11 protein-coding genes and 5 pseudogenes are annotated in these 22,048 nt (G+C 72.9%); 12 read left to right on the top strand and 4 right to left on the bottom strand.

Features of this window, described 5'->3' with window-relative positions; genetic code table 11:
- Positions 1 to 758: 758 nt before the first annotated feature.
- The 4 genes and pseudogenes from ACEXOX_RS14545 to ACEXOX_RS14530 all read right to left on the bottom strand — a co-directional run bounded on the left by ACEXOX_RS14545 (position 759) and on the right by ACEXOX_RS14530 (position 6,564).
- A complete protein-coding gene (locus ACEXOX_RS14545; RefSeq protein WP_406521025.1) occupies positions 759 to 3,299 on the bottom strand; it encodes a transglutaminaseTgpA domain-containing protein in 2,541 nt (846 codons plus the stop codon).
- Positions 3,296 to 4,725: pseudogene (locus tag ACEXOX_RS14540) on the bottom strand (DUF58 domain-containing protein). The gene ACEXOX_RS14545 and the pseudogene ACEXOX_RS14540 overlap by 4 nt, the downstream one beginning before the upstream one ends.
- Positions 4,725 to 5,782, bottom strand: a pseudogene (locus ACEXOX_RS14535) (AAA family ATPase). The pseudogenes ACEXOX_RS14540 and ACEXOX_RS14535 overlap by 1 nt, the downstream one beginning before the upstream one ends.
- Before the next feature lie 272 nt (positions 5,783 to 6,054).
- Positions 6,055 to 6,564, bottom strand: coding sequence for a beta-class carbonic anhydrase (locus tag ACEXOX_RS14530; RefSeq protein ID WP_406521023.1), 510 nt, complete (start codon positions 6,562 to 6,564; stop codon positions 6,055 to 6,057).
- Positions 6,565 to 7,102: 538 nt separating this feature from the next.
- Between ACEXOX_RS14530 and rsmH the strand changes: the two genes are divergently transcribed.
- The 12 genes and pseudogenes from rsmH (at position 7,103) to ftsZ (ending at position 22,038) form a co-directional block, all read left to right on the top strand.
- A complete protein-coding gene (gene rsmH / locus ACEXOX_RS14525) occupies positions 7,103 to 8,062 on the top strand; it encodes a 16S rRNA (cytosine(1402)-N(4))-methyltransferase RsmH (RefSeq protein ID WP_361142933.1) in 960 nt (319 codons plus the stop codon).
- An 88-nt stretch (positions 8,063 to 8,150) separates the two neighbouring features.
- Entirely contained in the window at positions 8,151 to 8,738 is a 588-nt protein-coding gene (locus ACEXOX_RS14520) for a septum formation initiator family protein (protein ID WP_406521021.1), read from the top strand.
- A 3-nt stretch (positions 8,739 to 8,741) separates the two neighbouring features.
- Positions 8,742 to 8,885, top strand: coding sequence for a hypothetical protein (locus ACEXOX_RS14515; RefSeq protein WP_406521019.1), 144 nt, complete (start codon positions 8,742 to 8,744; stop codon positions 8,883 to 8,885).
- Between the two features lie 706 nt (positions 8,886 to 9,591).
- Positions 9,592 to 11,322 (top strand): peptidoglycan D,D-transpeptidase FtsI family protein, encoded by a 1,731-nt coding sequence (locus tag ACEXOX_RS14510; protein WP_406521017.1) that lies wholly within the window; start codon positions 9,592 to 9,594, stop codon positions 11,320 to 11,322.
- Positions 11,323 to 11,340: 18 nt separating this feature from the next.
- A pseudogene (locus ACEXOX_RS14505) lies at positions 11,341 to 13,103 on the top strand (Mur ligase family protein).
- Positions 13,104 to 13,165: 62 nt separating this feature from the next.
- On the top strand, positions 13,166 to 14,599 hold the full coding sequence (gene murF / locus ACEXOX_RS14500; RefSeq protein WP_406521015.1) for a UDP-N-acetylmuramoyl-tripeptide--D-alanyl-D-alanine ligase: 1,434 nt from the start codon (positions 13,166 to 13,168) through the stop codon (positions 14,597 to 14,599).
- Positions 14,596 to 15,660 carry a phospho-N-acetylmuramoyl-pentapeptide-transferase gene (gene mraY / locus ACEXOX_RS14495; RefSeq protein ID WP_030024670.1) on the top strand — a complete coding sequence of 355 codons (1,065 nt, stop codon included), beginning with the start codon at positions 14,596 to 14,598 and terminating at the stop codon, positions 15,658 to 15,660. The genes murF and mraY overlap by 4 nt, the downstream gene beginning before the upstream one ends.
- Positions 15,657 to 17,077: pseudogene (murD, locus tag ACEXOX_RS14490) on the top strand (UDP-N-acetylmuramoyl-L-alanine--D-glutamate ligase). Before mraY ends, murD begins: the two are co-directional and overlap by 4 nt.
- Before the next feature lie 214 nt (positions 17,078 to 17,291).
- Positions 17,292 to 18,476: a putative lipid II flippase FtsW gene (ftsW, locus tag ACEXOX_RS14485; protein WP_406521013.1), complete on the top strand. Its 1,185-nt coding sequence runs from the start codon at positions 17,292 to 17,294 to the stop codon at positions 18,474 to 18,476.
- Between the two features lie 6 nt (positions 18,477 to 18,482).
- Positions 18,483 to 19,567: pseudogene (murG, locus tag ACEXOX_RS14480) on the top strand (undecaprenyldiphospho-muramoylpentapeptide beta-N-acetylglucosaminyltransferase).
- A gap of 64 nt (positions 19,568 to 19,631) precedes the next feature.
- Positions 19,632 to 20,534, top strand: a complete 903-nt coding sequence (locus tag ACEXOX_RS14475) for a cell division protein FtsQ/DivIB (protein WP_406521011.1) — start codon at positions 19,632 to 19,634, stop codon at positions 20,532 to 20,534.
- A gap of 274 nt (positions 20,535 to 20,808) precedes the next feature.
- A complete protein-coding gene (ftsZ, locus tag ACEXOX_RS14470; protein WP_030024674.1) occupies positions 20,809 to 22,038 on the top strand; it encodes a cell division protein FtsZ in 1,230 nt (409 codons plus the stop codon).
- Positions 22,039 to 22,048 lie beyond the last annotated feature (10 nt).

Here is a 22,048-nt window from a genome sequence, read left to right as displayed (position 1 = left end):
GCAGGCGTCCCCCCACCCTCGTACGTGACAGCCGACCGCGTACGGGAGGGTGCGGGACCGTAGGACGAAGTCTGGAGGGCCCGGGCCCGCCCCACGGTCGAGCGGCCCGCAGTACGGCGGAGTTTCGGCGCCCGACGGTGGGCTGGAGTCCGTAGCCGACTGGCTGCCTGTACCGAGCGGCGCTCCCTCGGTCCGGACACGGGACCGGCCCTACAGACTTCGTCCTACGGTCCGGCCCCTCCGGTCGTACAGCGACGGACGGCCGGTGGGGGCAGGAGTCCTCCCGCCCTCGCCGCGGAAGCCGACCGCGTACGGGAGGGTGCGGGACCGTAGGACGAAGTCTGGAGGGCCCGGGCCCGCCCCACGGTCGGGCGGCCCGCGGTACGGCGGAGTTTCGGCGCCCGATGGCGGGCTGGAGTCCGTGGCCGACTGGCTGTTTGTGCCGGGTGGCGCTCTCCTCGGTGCGGGCACGGGGCCGGCCCTACAGACTTCGTCCTACGGTCCGGCCCCTCCGGTCGTACGGCGACGGACGGCCGGTGGGGGCAGGCGTCCTCCCGCCCTCGCCGCGAAAGCCGAAGACGTACGGGAGGGTGCGGGACCGGAGGACGAAGTCTGGAGGGCCCGGGCCCGCCCCACGGTCGGGCGGCCCGCAGTACGGCGGAGTTTCGGCGCCCGACGGCGAGCCCGCCCCAGCCGTCTTCGCTCTTTGCGACCGTGAGGGCGAAGACGACCTGGTGTGCCTCACCCAGGGGCCGGGGCTACGGCCTGCCCCTTGAGAGGCGCACCGCGCCTGCCGCGCGCCGCACCGCCGTGGCCGGTGGGCTTGTCGTGCAGCGGGTCACGAAGGCGGACCAGCGGGACGAGAGGGTCCACAGGGCCCGGGCGGCCGAGCGGGGCGCCAGGAGGGCACGTAGGCGCAGGCGGCGGGAGGCGCCGTCCCGCAGGCCGGCGCGGACGCGTCGCACCTCGTCGGCGAGGCCGGACGCCGGACGCGGCTCGGGGGCGTAGAGGACCTGTTCCACCGAGGCCGCGACGCGGCGAGCCGCTGCCGCCGCCGCGCCGTCCAGCTCACCTATGCGTACGATGCGCTCCGCCGCCTTGCGCGGGGTCAGGGAATCGTCCGGCAGGATGCCGTAGTCCCAGCCGGAGTCGACCAGTTCCCGCCAGGCCGCGAGCGTGCGGGCGGTGCCGTACTGCCCAGGACGCGCGCCGCCCGGCGGCTCCGGCGGCCCGTCGGAGGCCCAGGAGGCGCCGTCGACCGCCTCCGGGGGGCCCGTGAGCGCTCCGGCCGGGCCGTCCCCGCCGGGGCGGCCGCCGTGCAGACGCTGGGAGCGGGCCCGCAGCCGCCACAGCAGCGGCAGCACCGGCACCAGGAGCAGGAGTAGCGCGCCGACGCTGACGGCCGTGACGGTCCAGGGCGAGGGACCGTCGTCCGCCGGGCCGCTCGTCGACTGCGCGGGCGGGGTCCAGCAGGGGCCCACGCGCCGCTCGGCGGGAGCGCAGCTCTGCGAGGGCGACGGCCCCACGGGCGCCACCGCCGAATGCGACGGCTGCGGCGCCGGAGCGTTGGTCCCGCCGGTGGACGGGGTGTCGGCGAGGGTGTAGTCGGGCGGCGTGCCACGGCTCGGCGTCGGCTCGAAGCGCGTCCAGCCCGTGCCCTCGAAGTACAGCTCGGGCCAGGCGTGCGCGTCCTTGAGGCCCACCGAGGTGGAGCCGTCGCTCTGCCGGGTGCCGGGGGTGAATCCGACCGCGACCCGGGCCGGTATGCCCAGCGTGCGTGCCATCGCCGCCATCGAGAAGGCGAAGTGCACGCAGAAACCCTCTTTCTGCTCCAGGAACCGGGCGATGGCTTCCGTGCCGCTGCCGGCCCGTACCTCCGTGTTGTAGGTGAAGCCGCCGTTGAGCGAGAACCAGTCCTGGAGGCGGACCGCCTTGTCGTACGCCGACCCGGCGCCCCGCGTCACCTGCCGCGCGGTCTCGCGCACCACCGGCGGCAGCGAATCCGGCACCTTGGTGTATTCCCGCGTCAGTTCGGCGGGCGGCGCGGGCGAGGTGTCCAGCTGGTGTGCGGTCGGCCGCACCAGCAGGCTCTCGACCTGGTACTGCGCCCCACGGGTGTTCTGCCCGCGGTCGCCGACCAGCGTGCGGCCCTCCGGCTCGAAGCGCCAGCGCCCGGCGATGTCCACGTGGGAGGCGGGGTAGGGCAGCGGCAGCCAGTTCTGGGCGTACCAAGGAGCGGCGGAGACGGAGGTGTTGACGGTGGTGACGTCCACCTTCGGGCTCAGCCCCGCGGGGTCGGGCAGCCGGTCGGGCACATCCTTGACGGCGCGCTCGGACGGCTTCCACGCCGTACCGTCGAACTGGTCGAGGGCGACGATCCGCAGATACAGGTCACGGGTGTCCGAAGCGGTGGTGCGGTAGTTGAGGACCTGCCGGTCCTCCGGCTGGTTGAGGCTGTTCTGCAGGGAGACCAGCGGGTTCACCGCGGAGATCGTGCCGCCGCCGCCCGCCCCGCGGCCGGCCACGGCCGGGCCCAGCAGCCCGCCGCCCAGGGACGGCAGCACCGCGGGCACCACCAGGGCGACGCCCAGCACCAGCGCGCCGATCCGGCGGCCCGTACGGACCGGGGCGTACGCCGGGCCGCCCGCGGTGGAGGCGTAGCTCTGGCCCTTGGCGACCGGCGGCCGCCCGGCGTCGGAGGTCCGGCCGCCGAACACCCGGCCCCACTGCGAGAGCCGGTCCCGGCCCTCGGCCAGGAGAAGCAGCAGGTAGCCGGCTCCCGCGATCAGGAACCACAGCCAGCCCGCGCCGCCTTGGGAGAGCCCCGCCGCCACCGAATACAGCGCGAGCAACGGCAGCCCGGCGGGCGCCGCGCTGCGGTACGTCACGGCCAGCGTGTCCACCACGAGGCCGACCAGCAGCACCCCGCCGACCAGCAGCAGGCGGATACCGGCCGTCACCGGCGCCGGTATGGCGTAGCGGCCGACGTCGGCGACGCCCTCCTGTGTCAGTTCGCCGAGCTCCCGGAACGCGTCGGGCCCCGGCAGCACCCCGCCGATCGCCTGGTCGTTCGCGAAGAGCACGGTGAGCAGCAGCAGCGCCACCACGGCCTGCGCCGCGACGGTCAGCGGCCGCGCCAGTGGCATCCGGCGGGCCAGCGCGCCCGCGCCGGACACGATGATCAGCAGGACGGCTGCCTGCATCATCCAGCCGACCGGGTCCACCAGCGGCAGCAGCGCACTGGACGCGCACAGCGTCGCCACCGCCGCGCACACCGTCAGCCGCGCCCGCCCGCTCATGCCGTCACTCCGCTTCCCGGTGCCGCGGCCGGCCCGGCGGATCCGGGTGCCGCGGACGGTCCGTGCGCCGCGGCCGGCCCGCTGCCGCCCGCGGGCCCTTGCCGCACTCCGGCCACCTGGTCCGCCTGCCGCCACAGCGCCGTCAGCGCATCGCCCGGTGACACCGGCAGCGCCTTCCAGCCCGCCTCACGGAGCATCCGCAGGCGCTCGGCGAGCGGCCGCCCGGCCTCGCCGGTACGCGGCCCGTCGGCCCCCGGGACCAGGCGGCGCTGTCCAGGACGAACGCGACCGCCGTCCCGCTGCGCTGCCGCATCCGCCCGGCCACCGCGGCCTGTTCCTCGTCCAGGTCGCCGAAGAACGCGACCAGCAGCCCTTCGTTGCCGCCGCGCAGCACGTCGTACGCCCGGGCCAGGCCCGGTTCGGCGGAGTGCTCCACCACGGCGAGGGTGTCCAGCAGCAGTCCGGCGGTGTCGGCGGACTCGGTGCCGCCCGCCCAGCCGCCGGCCCCGTCCGGGCCTGGTAGGGACGTGCCCGTGTCGGTCAGGAAGCGCACCGAGAAGCCACGCTCCAGCAGGTGGACCGCCGTCGACGCGGCGCCCGACACCGCCCATTCGAACGCGGAGTCCGGCCCGGAGCCCTGATGGGCCGTGCGCCGCGTGTCCAGGAGGACCGTGCAGCGCGCCTTCTGCGGCTGCTCCTCCCGGCGGACCATCAGCTCGCCGTAGCGCGCGGTGGAGCGCCAGTGGACGCGACGCAGGTCGTCGCCGTGGCGGTAGCCGCGGGGGATGACGTCGTCCTCGCCGGCCAGTGCGAGGGCCCGCTGCCGCCCGTCGCCGTAACCGGAAGCCTCGCCGGTGAGCCGCACCGGCGGCAGCTGCTCGACCCTCGGCACCACCGTCAGGATGTCCTGGTCGCTGAAGGAACGGGTCAGCTCGCACATGCCGAACGGGTCGGACAGCCGCAGTTGCAGCGGCCCCAGCGGATACCGTCCGCGCAGGTCGGAACGGACCCGGTAGGACACCTCGCGGCGGCCGCCCGCCTCCACCCGGTCCAGGACGAACCGGGGCCGCGGGCCGAGCACGTACGGCACCCGGTCCTGGAGCATCAGCACACCGGTGGGCAGCCGCGAGACGTTCTCCACCCGCAGCAGGACCCGCGACTCGGCGGCGGCCGGCACCCGGGCGGGGGAGAGGGTCCGGCTCCCCGCGACCCGGTAGCGGGTGCGGTGCAGCACCAACGCGCACACCAGGGGCAGCGCGGCCAGCAGCAGTCCGACCCGGAGCAGGTCCGTCTGCCCGAGGGCGTACGCGCACACGGCGGCGGCCACACCCGCCGCCAGGAAGGACCGGCCACGCGTCGTCAGCCCCGCGAAGGCGGCCCGCAGCCCGCCGGGCTCCGGAGCTTCCTCGGTCCCCCCGCCCGTCATCAGTACCCCCGGGCGCCGGGCGGCTGCTGCGCGTGCGGTCGTGGCCACTGCTGGGCCGAGGGGTCGGGGACCGGCGTACGGCGCAGGATCTCGACCACGACCTGCTCGGCCGTACGGCGGTTCAACTGGGCCTGGGCGGTCGGCAGCAGCCGGTGCGCCAGCACCGCCACCGCGAGGGCCTGCACATCGTCCGGCAGGGCGTACTCCCGGCCGGACAGCGCCGCGGACGCCTTCGCCGCGCGCAGCAGGTGCAGCGTCGCCCGCGGCGAGGCACCCAGCCGCAGCTCGGGGTGGTTGCGGGTGGCGGCCACCAGATCCACCGCGTATCTGCGGACCGGTGCGGCGACGTGGACCGCGCGCACCGCGTCGATCAGCTTCAGTATCTCGTCGGCGTGCGCGACCGGCTGCATCTCCTCCAGGGGAGAGGCGGCGCCGTGCACGTCCAGCATCTGCAGCTCGGCCTCCGGGCTCGGGTACCCGATCGAGACCCGCGCCATGAAACGGTCCCGCTGCGCCTCCGGCAGGGGTAGGTGCCCTCCATCTCGACCGGGTTCTGGGTGGCGACGACCATGAAGGGCGCGGGCAGCTCGTAGGTCTGACCGTCCATCGTGACCTGGCGCTCCTCCATCGACTCCAGCAGCGCGGACTGGGTCTTGGGCGAGGCGCGGTTGATCTCGTCACCGATCACGATCTGGGCGAAGACCGCGCCGGGCTTGAACTCGAAGTCCCGCCGCTGCTGGTCGTAGACGCTCACACCGGTGATGTCCGACGGCAGCAGGTCGGGGGTGAACTGGATACGCCGCACCGAGCAGTCGATGGACCGGGCCAGAGCCTTGGCGAGCATCGTCTTGCCCACGCCCGGCACGTCCTCGATGAGCAGATGGCCCTCGGCGAGCAGCACGGTCAGCGAGAGCCGCACGACCTCCGGCTTGCCCTCGATCACGCCCTCCACCGACCGGCGGACCCGCTCCGCCGTGGTGGTCAGATCTCCCCGCGCGCCCGGCTCCGGCCGCGCGGGGTGACCTCCAAGGCTCGCCTGCTCGTCATAGGTCGTCACCCGGCCCTCCTCGGCCCTTGCCCCGCGCTCCGGAGAGCACGGGATACCCCGCTTGCGGGCACACGTCCTCCGTACGGACCGGCCCTCCCCGCCCTGCGCCGCCCGGCCGCACGGCCGCGACGACGTCACTCACGCATTCTCGCCGCCCGCGCCGCCCCGCGTCATGGCCTGTGGATAACTCACCCGACGGGCCGCGTCACCACGGTCCCGGGCACGGCACCACGGCCGCGGGGCAGGGCCCCGCGGCCGTGGACTTCCCGTATGTGCGGCACCTACCGCGGGTCGATCTCCCGCAGCAGACCCGTCGTCACATCGAAGACGAATCCCCGTACATCGTCCGTGTGCAGCAGGAACGGCGAGGTCCGGACCCGCTGCATGGACTGCCGGACGTCCTCGTCGAGGTCCTTGAACGCCTCGACCGCCCAGTTGGGGCGCTGTCCGACCTCGGCCGCCAGGTCGTGGCGGAAGTCCTCGGTCAGGCTGAGCAGTCCGCAGCCCGTGTGGTGGATGAGGACGACCGAGCGGGTGCCCAGCGCCCGCTGGCTGATCGTCAGGGAGCGGATGATGTCGTCGGTGACGACGCCGCCCGCGTTGCGGATGGTGTGGCAGTCGCCGAGCTCCAGGCCCAGCGCGGCGTGGAGGTCGAGGCGCGCGTCCATGCACGCCACGACGGCGACCTTGAGGACGGGCCGGGCGTCCATGCCCGGATCGGTGAAGGCGGCGGCGTACTTGCTGTTGGCCTCGACGAGGCGGTCGGTGACCGTGCCGCCCGCGGGGGCCACGGCGCTGTCGGTCGAGGGGGCAGCGGCTGCGAGGCAGGTATCGACATAGCAACACGGTAAAGGGCGTCGGGCGATAAGGCTGCACGTGGGGACGGGCATAGGGGGCACCGAGGCGTCGTGTGAGGTTTTCCACACGCCCCCGCAGTCTGCCGCCGATCGGGTGAAAGCGGCCTTTTCGCCCGTGCCGCGGGCCTCGGGCCGGGTGGTCCCACGGCTCTCCGGAGCCGCCCGAAAATCTTCCGAAAACCCCGGACGGCCGGTGCGGGACGCGCGGAACCGGTTGATTGACCCCGCGCGGCAGTGGACTAAAGTGGCGCGAAGTGGGAGGCGTGACGCTCTCCTCGGATCCCGAATCCTTCGCGTGCGATCTGCACGTACGGCTCGGCCTCCTCCCGCTCCAACCGGTCCGCCGACGGCACTTCCCCGTCGTCGGAGGGCCACTTCCCCTTCAGAGCGGGCGGGGACCAAGCGGTACGTGCGGCATTCCCCCAGCCAGCGGCCGGGGGACCCACCTGCCGCCCACCCCATCGGAAGGCGCATGAGCAGCAACGATCGCCACGTACCCGTCATGCTCCAGCGGTGTCTGGACATGCTCGCCCCCGCACTCGCCGAGCCCGGCGCGGTCGTCGTCGACTGCACGCTCGGCCTCGGAGGGCACAGCGAGGCGCTGCTCGCCACGTTCCCGGCAGCACGTCTGATCGCCCTCGACCGCGACCCGGCGGCCCTGAAGCTGGCGGGGGAGCGCCTGGCGCCCTACGGGGACCGCGCCACCCTCGTGCACGCCGTCTACGACGAGCTGCCCCGGGTGCTGGCCCGCCTCGGCGTCCCGCGCGTCCAGGGAGTCCTGTTCGACCTCGGGGTCTCCTCGATGCAGCTCGACGAGGCCGACCGCGGCTTCGCGTACGCGCAGGACGCGCCGCTCGACATGCGCATGGACCAGACGACCGGTATGAGCGCCGCCGAGGTCCTCAACACCTACCCGCCCGGCGAACTGGTCCGCATCCTGCGCGCATACGGCGAGGAGAAGCAGGCCAAGCGGATCGTCGAGGCCGTGGTCAAGGAGCGCGCCAAGGAGCCCTTCACGCGCAGCGCGCGGCTGGTGGAGCTGATCCGCGACGCCCTGCCGCAGGCGGCCAAGCGCACCGGCGGCAACCCCGCCAAGCGCACGTTCCAGGCGCTGCGCATCGAGGTCAACGCCGAACTGGCCGCCGTGGAGAGCGCCGTGCCGGCCGCCGTACGGGCCCTCGCGGTGGGCGGCCGGATCGCCGTGCTGTCGTACCAGTCCCTGGAGGACCGGATCGTCAAGCAGGTCTTCGCGGCGGGCGCGGCCAACACCGCGCCGCCCGGCCTGCCCGTCGTCCCCGAGCAGTACCAGCCGCGGCTGAAGCTGCTCACCCGCGGCGCCGAGCTGCCGACCGAGGAGGAGATCGCCGAGAACCGGCGCGCGGCCCCCGCCCGGCTGCGCGGCGTCGAGCGCATCCGCGAGGACATCGCGTGAACCGGCCGGGGCGCACGCGCCCGGGGACCGGACGGCTCTCGGGCCTGTTCGCCTCCGGAGCGGGGGCACGGCGGCGCGTACGCCGTTCGTGCTTCTCGTGGTCGTGCTCCTCGGTTCCGGCCTGATCACGCTGCTGCTGCTGAATTCCGCGCTCAACCAGGGCTCCTTCGAGCTGAGCAAGCTGGAGAAACGCACCAACGAGCTGACGGACGAGCAGCAGGCGCTCCAGCAGGAGGTGGACGCCTACTCGGCGCCGGGCGCGCTGGACGAGCGAGCCCGCGAGCTGGGCATGGTCCCGGGCGGCAGCCCGGCGTTCCTGGAGCCCGACGGCACGGTACGCGGCAAGCCGAGCGCGGCCCCGGGCGGTACGGGACCGATGAGCGCGCGCACCCCGTCGCGGTTCACCGTGCCGGGCCCCCGGACGGCGCCGGGCCACGCCGCCGCGCCGGTCCCCGGGCCCCGGCCGTCCGCCGGGCCGCAACCGTCCGCCGCGCCCGCCGCCCCGGCCGCGAGGCTGCCCGACCAGCCGCTGCCCGACCACCCGATGCCCGCGCTCTCCGCACCCGGCCGTCCGCTGCCCGGCGCCCCCGGGGCCGACGGCCGGAAGGCGGCCGGACCGCCGCGCCCGGCCCCCGGCGCGGCAGCCGGCTCCGTTCCGACGACTTCCGGCAGGTGAACCGTGACGTACGAGAACGCCGAAGCCCTGCCTGGGGGCGCGGCCCTGCCCGAGGCCGTGGCCGCAGCCGTTGCGCCCGCGCCCGCGCTCGCCTTCGGGTGCGTACCCCTCGCCCGTAGGACCGCACCGGAGGAGGGCGTCGCATGACCGACCCCAAGGGCCCGCGCTCCGGCGGCGGCTCCGGTTCGGGTTCCGGCTCCGGCTCCGGTTCGAGGGGGCCGGTCCCAGAGCCTCCGGATCTGGAGCCTCCGGCCCCAAGGCCCCCGGCGCCAAGACGCCCGGACCCTCCAAATCCTCCGCGGCGAAGGCCGCCGGCTCCCAGGCGTCCGGCCCCAAGCCCGCCGGCTCCAAAGCCTCAGGCTCCAAGCCCGCCGGATCGAAGTCCACCGGATCGAAGCCCGCCGCCCCCCAGGCCCCCCGTAAGACCGGCAGCGGCTCCGGCACGAGCCCGGCCGCCGGCTCCCCCTCCCGTACCGGCTCCACCTCCCGCCCCGGCGCTGCGGCGGGCTCCAAGGCGCCCACCGCCCCGGACCCCCGCCGCCGCGTCCCCCGCCCCACCCCGCCCGACGGCCGCACCACCCGGCCCCGCGGCGCCCCGGGCCAGAACGGCGGAAGCGGCGGAAGCGGCGGAGGCGGCGGAACCAGCCGCCCCCAGCCCCGCCCCGCGTCCCAGTCCCGCCCCGCAGCCCAATCCCGCCCCGCCTCCGCACGCCCCACCACCACCAAACGCGCCCCCCGCCCCCGCACACCGACCCTGCGACTGGGCAGCCCGCGCCCCCGGCTGCGCCTGGTCTCGCTCGGTCTGGCCCTGATCCTGCTGGTCTTCGTCGTCCGGCTGTTCCAGGTGCAGGCCGTGGACGCCGGTGCGTACGCGGCCAAGGCCAACGTCAACCGGTATGTCCCGGTCAAGCTGGCCGCCGAACGGGGCGCGATCACCGACCGGGACGGTGTGGACCTGGCCACCACGGTCGACGCGTACGACATCACCGCCGACCCCAGCCTGTTCGCGCCCGACAAGATCAAGATTCAGGGCGCGCCGCAGCAGGCCGCCGCCCTGCTCGCGCCGATCCTCCACGAGGACCGGGCCGCCCTGGCCAAGAAGCTCGCCACGCCCGGCTCCCGCTACGTCCGGCTCTCCCGGCAGCAGACCCCGCAGGTCTGGAAGCAGATCAAGGACCTGCGCAGGGAGCTGGACGCCAAGGCGGCCAAGCAGCCCAAGAGCGAGCGCCGCCCCAACGTCCTGGTCGGGATCTTCGCGGACAAGCACAGCAAGCGCGTCTACCCCAACAAGGACCTCGCCTCCGGGGTGCTCGGCTTCGTCAACAGCGAGGGCCGGGGCGGCGGTGGCCTGGAGGCCCGGCTCGACCAGCAGCTGGCGGGCAAGGACGGCAAGCTGATCTACGCCCAGTCCGGTGGCCGGCGGGTGCCCACCGCGGGCACCCAGGAACACCCGGCGGTGCCGGGCACCGACGTCGAGCTGACCCTGGACCGCGACATCCAGTGGATGGCCCAGCAGGCCATCACCAAGCAGGTCGCCGAGTCCCAGGCCGACCGGGGCTACGTCGTCGTGCAGGACACGAAGACCGGCGAGATCCTGGCCTTGGCCAACGCCCCCGGCTTCGACCCCAACGACATCTCGAAGGCCGACCCGGAAGCGCTGGGCAACGCCGCTCTCACCGACGCCTTCGAACCCGGCTCCACCAGCAAGCTCATGTCGATGGCCGCCGTCCTGGAAGAGGGCGCGGCGACCCCCGCCACCCGGGTCACCGTCCCCAACCGGCTGCACCGCGGCGACCGCAACTTCGCGGACGACATCGACCACCCCACCTGGCACCTGACCCTCAACGGTGTCCTGGCCAAATCCAGCAACATCGGCACCATCCTGGCCACCGAACAGCTCGGCAAGACCCGGCAGGAAGCCAACCAGGTGCTCTACTCCTACCTGCGCAAGTTCGGCCTCGGACAGCCCACCGGACTCGGCTTCCCCGGCGAGACCCCCGGCCTGCTGGCCCCGCCGCAGAAGTGGAGCACCTCGCAGCAGTACACGATCCCCTTCGGGCAGGGCCTGTCGCTCAACGCCGTCCAGGCCGCCTCGGTCTACTCCGCCATCGCCAACGGCGGCGAGCGCGTCGCCCCCACGCTCATAAGGGGCACCACGGGCCCGGACGGCCGGTACCGGCCCGCGCCGCGGCCGCACAAGAGCCGGGTGGTGAGTGAGAAGACCGCCAGGACGCTGGCCACCATGCTCGAATCGGTGGTCGACGACAAGGAGGGCACCGGCGCCAAGGCGAAGATCGACGGGTACCGCGTCGGCGGCAAGACCGGCACGTCCAACCGGGTGGACCCGAAAACCGGCCGTTACCACGGCTACACCGCCTCCTTCGCCGGGTTCGCCCCCGCCGACCAGCCCCGTATAACCGTCTACTGCGCCGTCCAGAACCCGACCAAGGGAAGTTACTTCGGCGGCCAGGTGTGCGGCCCGATCTACCAGCAGGTCATGGAGTTCGCGCTCAAGACGCTCCAGGTCCCGCCGAGCGGCGCCCAGCCCCCGCGCCTGCCCGTCACCTTCAAGCCAGGCGAATGAAAACGAGGCAGCACCGCCGTGACGACCATCACGCCCGACCCCGGGAACCGCTCCGGCACGCGGCCCTCACTTCGCCCCGAGGCCGCCGCGCCCGGTACGCTCACCGCCGTGTCACACGCTGATCAGTCCCACCACGCCCAGAAGGACGCCCCCGGGAAGTTTCCGGGAGCGCCCCGCCCAGAGCGGGTCCGCGCCACCCCCTCGCGGACCTCGCCGAGCAGTTGGGCACCTCGGTGCCGGCCACGGCGGACGCCGCCGACGCCGTCGTCACCGGCATCACCCACGACTCCCGGGCCGTGCGGCCCGGCGACGTCTACGCCGCGCTGCCCGGCGCCCGCTTCCACGGCGCCGACTTCGCCAACCAGGCCGCCGACCTCGGCGCCGCGGCGGTCCTGACCGACCCGGCGGGCCGCGAGCGCGCCGCCGCGACGGGCCTGCCCGTCCTGGTCGTGGACGAGCCGCGGGCCCGGATGGGGGCGCTCGCCGTCTCGATCTACGGCGACCCGGGCAGCGATCTCCTGCAGATCGGCATCACCGGCACCTCCGGCAAGACCACCACCGCCTACCTCGTCGACGGCGGCCTGCGCGCCGCGGCCGGGAAGGCCGCTCAGGAGGAGCAGCGCGCAGCGGCTCAGCCGGGCGACGGCGGCGGCCGCCGGGCGGGCCTGACCGGCCTGATCGGTACGGTCGAGTCCCGGATCGGCGACGAGCGCCTGAAGTCGGAGCGCACCACGCCCGAGGCCACCGACCTCCAGGCACTGTTCGCCGTCATGCGCGAGCGCGACGTGCGGGCGGTGACGATGGAGGTCTCCAGCCACGCGCTGGTCCTCGGCCGGGTCGACGGCTGCGTCTTCGATGTCGCGATCTTCAACAACCTCAGCCCGGAGCACATGGAGTTCCACTCCGGGATGGAGGACTACTTCCAGGCCAAGGCGCAGCTGTTCACCAAGGCGCGCAGCAAGGCCGGCGTGGTCAACCTCGACGACGAGTACGGCAAGCGGCTGGCCGCCGGCGAGTCCGAGGTGCCGGTCACCACGTTCTCCGCCGAGGGTCACCCGGACGCCGACTGGCGTGCCGCCGACGTCGAGGTCGGCACGCTCGGCTCCACCTTCACCGTGTTGGGCCCCGACGGCGTGTCCGTACGGGCCGCCTCGCCCATCCCGGGCCCGTTCAACGTCGCCAACGCGCTGGCCGCGATCACGGCGCTGGTCGTGGCCGGCGTGGACCCGCAGACCGCCGCCGACGGCGTCGCCGCGGTGCCCGGCGTCCCCGGCCGCCTGGAGCGTATCGACGCGGGCCAGGACTACCTGGCGGTCGTGGACTACGCCCACAAGACCGACGCGGTCGAATCGGTCCTGCGCGCCCTGCGCAAGGTCACCGAGGGCCGTATCCACGCCGTGCTGGGCTGCGGCGGCGACCGCGACCCGCACAAGCGCAAGCCGATGGGCGCGGCGGTCGCCCGACTCGCCGACACCGCCGTACTGACTTCCGACAACCCCCGTGGCGAGGACCCCCTCGCGATCCTCGCCACGATGCTGGCGGGCGCCGCCGAGGTGCCCGTCCACGAGCGCGGCACCGTGCTGGTCGAGGAGGAGCGGGCCACCGCCATCGCGGCCGCCGTCGCCCGCGCCGAGCCCGGCGACACCGTGATCGTCGCGGGCAAGGGCCACGAGCAGGGCCAGGACATCGCCGGAGTGGTCCGCTCCTTCGACGACCGTCAGGTGCTGCGCCAGGCCATCGAGGCTTCGATGACACCGCAGCAGCCGAACCACCAGGGATGACACACCGCCATGCGCGCAAAACCCTTCGAACGGCACGACCTGCCCACGGCCGGGGGTGAGAAGTGATCTCCCTGTCCCTCGCCGAGATCGCGAACATCGTCGGCGGGCAGCAGCACGACATACCGGACCCGGAGGCCCAGGTCACCGGCCCGGTCGTGTACGACTCCCGTGAGGTGCGCCCCGGCAGCCTCTTCGCGGCCTTCGCCGGCGAACGCGTGGACGGCCACGACTACGCCGCACGCGCCGTCGAGGCGGGCGCGGCGGCGGTCCTCGCCGCGCGTCCCGTCGGCGTCCCCGCGATCGTCGTGGACGACGTGGTCGCCGCCCTCGGGGCGCTGGCCCGCGCCGTCGTCGGCCGGCTGGGCGCCTGCGTCGTCGGGCTCACCGGCTCGGCCGGCAAGACCAGCACCAAGGACCTGATCGGCCAGCTCCTGGCCCGCCGGGGGCCGACGGTGTGCCCGGTGGGCAACCTCAACAACGAGATCGGGCTGCCGGTGACCGCGCTGCGCGCGGACGACGGCACGAAGTACCTCGTGCTGGAGATGGGCGCCCGCGGCGTCGGCCACATCCGCTACCTCGCCCAGCTGGTCCCGCCGCGCATCGGCGTGGTCCTCAACGTGGGCTCCGCGCACATCGGCGAGTTCGGCGGCCGCGAGCAGATCGCGCAGGCCAAGGGCGAACTGGTCGAGGCGCTGCCCACCGCGGCCGAGGGCGGCGTCGCCGTGCTCAACGCCGACGACCCGTACGTACGCGCCATGGCCTCCCGTACGAAGGCCCGTACGGTCTTCTTCGGCGAGTCCGCGGAAGCCGCCGTACGGGCCGAGGACGTCCGGCTCACGGCGCTCGGACAGCCGGCCTTCACGCTTCACACACCCTCCGGGTGCAGCGACGTGACCATGCGGCTGTACGGTGAGCACCACGTGTCGAACGCGCTTGCCGCGGCCGCCGTCGCCCATGAGTTGGGCATGCCCGTGGACGAGATCGCCGTCGCGCTCTCCGAAGCCGGCACGCTCTCCCGCTGGCGGATGGAGGTCACCGAGCGCGCGGACGGTGTGACGGTCGTCAACGACGCCTACAACGCGAACCCGGAATCCACGCGGGCGGCGCTCCGCGCGCTCGTGGCGATGGGCGAAGCCTCCAAGGAAACGGGAGGCCGTACGTGGGCGGTGCTCGGTGAGATGGCCGAGCTCGGCGGGGAGTCACTCGCCGAACACGACGCGGTCGGGCGCCTGGTCGTCCGGCTCAACGTCAGCAAGCTCGTGGCGGTCGGCGGCAGGGAAGCGGCCTGGCTCGACATGGGCGCCAAGAACGAGGGTTCGTGGGGTGAGGAGTCGGTGCACGTGTCCGACGCGCAGGCGGCGGTCGACCTGTTGCGCAGCGAGCTGCGGCCGGGTGACGTCGTGCTGGTGAAGGCCTCCAGGTCGGTCGGCCTGGAACGGGTCGCCGCGGCATTGCTGGGCGACGCCGGTGTCGAGGGCGGAGCCGCCACCCGATGAAGCAGATCCTCTTCTCCGGAATGATCGGACTCTTCCTGACGCTGATCGGCACCCCGCTGCTGATCAAGCTGCTGGCCAGGAAGGGCTACGGGCAGTTCATCCGTGACGACGGCCCGCGCGACCACCACAGCAAGCGCGGTACGCCCACCATGGGCGGCATCGCCTTCATCCTGGCCACGCTCATCGCCTACGCGCTGACCAAGGTCATCACCAGCAGCAACCCGAGCTTCTCCGGTGTGCTGGTGCTGTTCCTGATGGCCGGCATGGGCCTGGTGGGCTTCCTCGACGACTACATCAAGATCGTCAAGCAGCGTTCGCTGGGCCTGCGGGCCAAGGCGAAGATGGCCGGCCAGCTGATCGTCGGCATCGCCTTCGCGGTGCTCTCGCTCCAGTTCGCCGACCTGCGCGGCCAGACCCCGGCCTCCGACCGGCTGTCCTTCACCCAGGACTTCGGCTGGCAGATCGGTCCGGTGCTCTTCGTCATCTGGGCGCTGTTCATGATCCTGGCGATGTCCAACGGCGTGAACCTCACCGACGGCCTGGACGGCCTGGCCACCGGCGCCTCGGTGATGGTCTTCGGCGCGTACACCTTCATCGGCATCTGGCAGTACCAGGAGTCCTGCGCCAACGCGATCAGCGCCGGGCCCGCCTGTTACGAGGTACGCGACCCGCTCGACCTCGCGGTCGTCGCCTCCGCCCTGATGGGCGCCTGCTTCGGCTTCCTGTGGTGGAACACCTCGCCCGCGAAGATCTTCATGGGCGACACCGGTTCGCTGGCCCTGGGCGGCGCGCTGGCCGGTCTGGCCATCTGCTCCCGTACGGAGCTGCTGATGGCCGTCCTCGGCGGCCTCTTCGTCCTGATCACCATGTCCGTGGTCATCCAGGTCGGCTCCTTCCGGCTCACCGGCAAGCGGGTCTTCCGGATGGCGCCACTCCAGCACCACTTCGAACTCAAGGGGTGGTCCGAAGTCCTTGTGGTGGTCCGGTTCTGGATCATCCAGGGCATGTGCGTGATCGTGGGCCTGGGTCTCTTCTACGGCGGCTGGCAGGCCGCCAAGTGACCGGCCTCGACCTCGCCGGACAGCACGTGACCGTGGCCGGTCTCGGCGTGAGCGGCGTGCCCGCCGCCCGCGCCCTGGCCGGTCTCGGCGCCGTCGTCACCGTCGTCAACGGCAGCGACGGCGAGCGGGAGCGGGCGCAGGCCGCCCCCTGGAGGAGCTGGGCATCACCGTCCGCCTCGGCGACGGCGACACGCTTCCCGAGGGCACCGGCCTCGTCGTCACCACCCCCGGCTGGAAGCCCGCCAGTCCGCTCTTCCAGGCCGCCGAGGCGGCCGGCGTCCCCGTGTGGGGCGACGTGGAGCTGGCCTGGCGGATGCGCGGCCCGGACGCGCCGCCCTGGCTCGCGGTCACCGGCACCAACGGCAAGACCACGACCGTACGGATGCTGGCAGCCATCCTGGAGGCCGAAGGGCTGCGCACGGCAGCCGTCGGCAACATCGGCGTGCCCCTGGTGGACGTGGTGCTGGAGCCGTCCGGTACTTATGACGTGCTCGCCGTCGAGCTGTCCAGCTACCAGCTGCACTGGGCGCCCTCCGTACGCGCCCACTCCGCCGCGGTCCTCAACCTGGCCCCGGACCACCTCGACTGGCACGGCTCCATGGAGGCGTACGCCGCCGACAAGGGCCGGGTCTACGAGGGCAACACCGTGGCCTGCGTCTACAACGTCGCCGACCAGGTGACCGAGGACCTGGTGCGCGAGGCCGACGTCGAGGAGGGCTGCCGCGCCATCGGCTTCACCCTCGGCACCCCGGGCCCCTCCCAGCTGGGCGTCGTCGAGGGCATCCTCGTCGACCGGGCCTTCGTCGAGAACCGGCAGAAGCAGGCCCAGGAACTGGCCGAGGTCTCGGACGTGACGCCCGCGGCCCCGCACAACATCGCCAACGCCCTCGCCGCGGCGGCCCTGGCCCGCGCCTTCGGCGTGCGCCCCCAGTCCGTACGCGACGGCCTGCGCGCCTTCCACCCGGACGCGCACCGCATCGAGCACGTCGCGGACGTCGCCGGGGTCGCGTACGTGGACGACTCCAAGGCCACCAACACCCACGCCACGGAGGCGTCGTTGGCGGCGTACGAGCACATCGTCTGGATCGCCGGCGGCCTGGCCAAGGGCGCCACCTTCGACGAACTCGTCCAGAAGTCCGCCGGGCGGCTGCGCGGCGCGGTCCTCGTCGGCGCCGACCGGGCGCTCATTCGGGAGGCCCTGGCGCGACACGCCCCTAATGTCCCGGTGGTCGACCTCGACCGGACCGACACTGGGGCGATGTCCGAAGCCGTACGGGAGGCAGCGCGCCTGGCCCGGCCGGGCGATACGGTCCTGCTGGCCCCGGCCTGCGCCTCGATGGACATGTACCTGAACTACACCAAGCGGGGCGAGGCCTTCGCCGACGCGGTCCGCACACTGGCCGCCCAGGAACAGTAGTCCGCACGTCCCCGCCGCGTCGAGGACGCACGGCGCAGCGCACTTGTGGAGGGGACGAGGATGACGGCCCGATCGGCGAAGGCCGCGCCGCCGCGCCCGCGCGGCGGCCCGGCCTCGGCCCGCGCCTGCCGCGCGGCGGCGCCCCCGTAACCCGCGCGGTCTGTACACCCAGGTCCGCCGGGCCTGGGACCGGCCGCTGACCGCCTACTACCTGGTGGTCGGCGGCAGCCTGCTGATCACCGTGCTCGGCCTGGTGATGGTCTACTCGGCCTCCCAGATCAAGGCGCTCCAGCTCGGGCTGGCACCGACGTACTTCTTCCGCAAGCAGCTCTTCGCGGCGGTGCTCGGCGGCATCCTGATGCTGGTGGCGGCCCGGCTGACGGTACGGCTGCACCGCACCCTGGCGTATCCGCTGCTGGCCGTCTCGGTCTTCCTGATGACCCTGGTGCAGATCCCCGGGATAGGGGTCGCGGTCAACGGCAACCAGAACTGGATCAACCTGGGCGGCCCCTTCCAGATGCAGCCCAGCGAGTTCGGCAAGCTGGCGCTGGTCCTGTGGGGCGCCGACCTGCTGGCGCGCAAACAGGACAAGAAGCTCCTCGCCCAGTGGAAGCACCTGCTGGTGCCGCTGATCCCGATGGCCTTCCTGCTGCTCGGTCTGATCATGCTGGGCGGTGACATGGGCACCGCGATCATCCTGACCGCGATCCTGTTCGGCCTGCTGTGGCTGGCCGGCGCCCCGACCCGGCTCTTCGTGGGGGTGCTCGGCGCGGCCGTCGTCATAGGGGCGCTGCTGATCAAGACCAGCGCCAACCGGATGGCCCGGCTCGCCTGCATCGGCGCGACCGACCCCGGACCGCAGGACCAGTGCTGGCAGGCCGTGCACGGCATCTACGCGCTGGCCTCCGGCGGATTCTTCGGTTCGGGACTGGGCGCCAGTATGGAAAAATGGGGTGAACTCCCTGAACCGCACACCGACTTCATCTTCGCCATCACCGGGGAGGAACTGGGGCTTGCGGGGACGCTGTCGGTGCTCGCCCTCTTCGCGGCTCTAGGCTATGCGGGTATCCGCGTGGCCGGACGCACGGAGGACCCCTTCGTGAGGTACGCAGCGGGAGGCGTGACCACCTGGATCACGGCCCAGGCCGTGATCAACATCGGTGCGGTGCTCGGTCTGTTGCCGATCGCCGGTGTCCCGCTGCCGCTGTTCTCCTTCGGAGGTTCCGCCCTGCTGCCGACGATGTTCGCCATCGGTCTGCTGATCGCCTTCGCGCGTGACGAGCCCGCTGCACGGGCGGCACTGGCCATGCGGCAGCCTGTTTTCGGCAGGAAACTGGCTGGGGTGAGACGGAAGACGATGAGACGGCGCGTCAAGAAGCGACCGTCCGGAGAGCGGTGAATTTCGGTGCATGTCGTACTCGCCGGTGGGGGACCGCCGGCCACATCGAGCCCGCGCTCGCCCTCGCGGACGCCCTGCGCAGGCAGGACCCGACCGTGGGGATCACGGCACTCGGCACGGAGAAGGGACTGGAGACCCGGCTGGTGCCGGAGCGGGGCTACGAGCTGGGGCTGATCCCGGCCGTACCACTGCCGCGCAAGCCCACGCCCGAACTGATCACCGTCCCCGGGCGGCTGCGCGGCACGATCAAGGCCGCCGAACAGATCCTGGAGCGCACGAAGGCGGACTGCGTCGTCGGTTTCGGCGGTTATGTCGCGCTGCCCGCCTATCTGGCCGCCAAGCGGCGCGGGGTGCCGATCATCGTGCACGAGGCCAATGCCCGCCCCGGGCTGGCCAACAAGATCGGCTCGCGGTACGCCAAGTACGTCGCGGTCAGCACCCCGGACAGCAAGCTGCGGGACGCCCGGTACGTGGGCATTCCGTTGCGCCGTTCCATCGCGACCCTCGACCGGGCCGCGGTCCGCCCCGAGGCGCGGGCCGCCTTCGGGCTGGACCCCAACCTGCCGACGCTGCTGGTGTCCGGCGGCTCGCAGGGTGCCCGGCGCCTCAACGAGGTCATCCAGGCGGCCGTGCCGGCGCTTCAGCGCTCCGGTATCCAGGTGCTGCACGCGGTCGGCCCGAAGAACGAAATGCCGCATGTGGACAACATGCCGGGAATGCCCCCGTATGTACCGGTACCGTACGTGGACCGGATGGACCTCGCGTACGCCGCGGCCGACATGATGCTCTGCCGCGCGGGCGCGATGACCGTCGCCGAACTGTCCGCCGTCGGGCTCCCGGCCGCCTACGTACCGCTGCCCATCGGCAACGGTGAACAGCGGCTCAACGCCCAGCCGGTGGTCAACGCCGGCGGCGGCCTGCTGATCGACGACGCGCAGCTGACGCCGGAGTGGGTGCAGGGCCAGGTGCTCCCGGTGCTCGCCGATCCGCACCGGCTGTACGAGATGTCCCGCGCGGCGTCCGAGTTCGGCCGCCGGGACGCGGACGAGCTGCTGGTCGGGATGGTGTACGAGGCGGTCGCTGGCCGCTGACGGACGGTACGGCCGTGCTGCCCCGGGGGTGGACCCCGGGGTGGCGGCCGGAAGGAGAGGGAGCGTGGCCGGACCGACGACCGCCCGGCGCGGTGAGAAGAAGTCCGCGCGCTCCGGCCCGCCCTCGTCCGGAAAGGCAGGAAAGGCCGGGAAAGTCGGTAAAGCCGGTTCCAGCGGCGGGGGAGGGGCCAAGAAGCCCGGGCAACAGGGCGGGTCGTCCGGCTCCCCGGACGGGCGCCCCGGTCCGCGGGTCCGTTTCAGGGTGCCGTCCCGCCGTACTCTGATCATCGCACTGGCCGGCGCGGTGCTGCTGGCCGGCTTCGGCACCTGGTCCCTGTACGGCTCCACCTGGCTGCGCACGGAGGCCGTCAAGGTGAGCGGTACGGGGGTTCTGACGGTCGATGAGGTCGTACGGGCCGCCGCGGTGCCGATGGACACCCCGCTCGCCTCGGTGGACAAGAAGGCCGTCGCCGACCGGTTGCGCGCGAAACTTCCGCGTATCAAGTCCGTTGCGGTCAGGCGCTCCTGGCCGCACACGGTCAGCCTGAAAGTGACCGAAAGGCAGCCGGAACTCGTTATTCAAACGGGCGGAAAGTTCGTCGAAGTGGACGCCGAAGGGACGCGTTTCGCCACGGTCGCCGCCGCCCCGAAGGGCGTCCCGCTTCTGAAAATGGCCGTACGTGACAGCCCGGGACTGCGGCGGTTCGGCGCCGACCGGCTCCGGCGCGCGGCCGGCACCGTCGTCACCGCCCTGCCGAAAGCGCTCCACCAGGACGTTCGCACCGTCGAGGTGCGCTCCTTCGACGCCATCACCCTGAAGCTGACGGACGGCCGTACCGTCGTTTGGGGGAGTGACGAACGCAGTACGGCGAAGGCCAAGGTGCTCGCCGCGGCGCTGAAAGCGGCGCGTGACGCGCGCCACTTCGACGTGAGTGTGCCCACCGCACCCGCGGTGTCCGGGAGTTGACGTGTGTACCCGCAGGCCAGCACCCTGGATGGCTACCACTATGGGTGATCACATAGGGTGAAAAGAAAAACGGGAGGTTCGGCGTGTTCGTTGAACGTGCGCCACTTGTCGACTTAGTGTCTCGTTCCAAAGAGTCCCAGGAACACAGGCACTGGTAACCCTAAACTTCAGCGTTAGGGTTCGGGTCGGCACTACGAACCGTCCCATCGGCATCAGTCGACGTCCGCACCCCGGTGCGGCGGCGACACGTAACTCGAGGCGAGAGGCCTTCGACGTGGCAGCACCGCAGAACTACCTCGCAGTCATCAAGGTCGTCGGCATCGGCGGCGGTGGCGTGAACGCCATCAACCGGATGATCGAGGTCGGGCTCAAGGGCGTCGAGTTCATCGCGATCAACACCGATGCACAGGCCCTGCTGATGAGCGACGCCGACGTCAAGCTGGACGTCGGCCGGGAACTCACCCGTGGGCTGGGCGCAGGCGCCAACCCAGACGTCGGCCGCAAGGCGGCCGAGGACCACCGTGAGGAGATCGAGGAGGTCCTCAAGGGGGCCGACATGGTCTTCGTGACCGCGGGAGAGGGCGGCGGCACCGGCACCGGCGGTGCCCCCGTCGTCGCCAACATCGCCCGCTCGCTCGGCGCCCTGACGATCGGTGTGGTCACCCGCCCGTTCACCTTCGAGGGCCGCCGCCGCGCGAACCAGGCCGAGGACGGCATCGCCGGCCTGCGCGACGAGGTCGACACCCTCATCGTGATTCCCAATGACCGACTGCTGTCCATCTCGGACCGCCAGGTGAGCGTGCTCGACGCGTTCAAGTCCGCGGACCAGGTACTGCTGTCGGGTGTCCAGGGCATCACCGACCTGATCACCACCCCGGGTCTGATCAACCTCGACTTCGCCGACGTCAAGTCCGTGATGTCCGAGGCCGGCTCGGCCCTCATGGGCATCGGCTCGGCGCGCGGCGACGACCGCGCGGTGGCCGCCGCGGAGATGGCGATCTCCTCGCCGCTCCTGGAGGCGTCCATCGACGGCGCCCGCGGCGTGCTGCTCTCCATCTCCGGCGGCTCGGACCTCGGTCTCTTCGAGATCAACGAGGCCGCGCAACTGGTCAGCGAGGCGGCCCACCCCGAGGCGAACATCATCTTCGGCGCGGTCATCGACGACGCGCTCGGCGACGAGGTCCGGGTGACCGTCATCGCCGCGGGCTTCGACGGCGGCCAGCCGCCGGCCCGTCAGCAGACCGTGCTCGGCAGCCAGAACAACGGCAAGCGCGAGGAACCGGCCCCGGCCCCCAGCCGCCCGGCCCCGCAGGCCGAGTCCCGGCCGTCGTCCTTCGGCAGCCTGGGCTCGGTGCCGGTACGGGACGAGGAGCCGGCCCCGGCCGACCCGTCCCCGCTCGGCGAGGTCCCGCCGCCCCCGACCGCCTCGCCGCAGGTTCCGCCGGCCCGTCCGTACTCGGACACCGCGGCCGAGGAGCTGGACGTCCCCGACTTCCTGAAGTGACCGAAGTCCC

The organism is Streptomyces sp. Ac-502, assembly GCF_045222935.1.
Classification (GTDB): domain Bacteria; phylum Actinomycetota; class Actinomycetes; order Streptomycetales; family Streptomycetaceae; genus Streptomyces; species Streptomyces monomycini.
The sequence above is the reverse complement of the archived record's forward strand: the minus strand, read 5'-3'. Positions and strand labels throughout refer to the sequence as shown.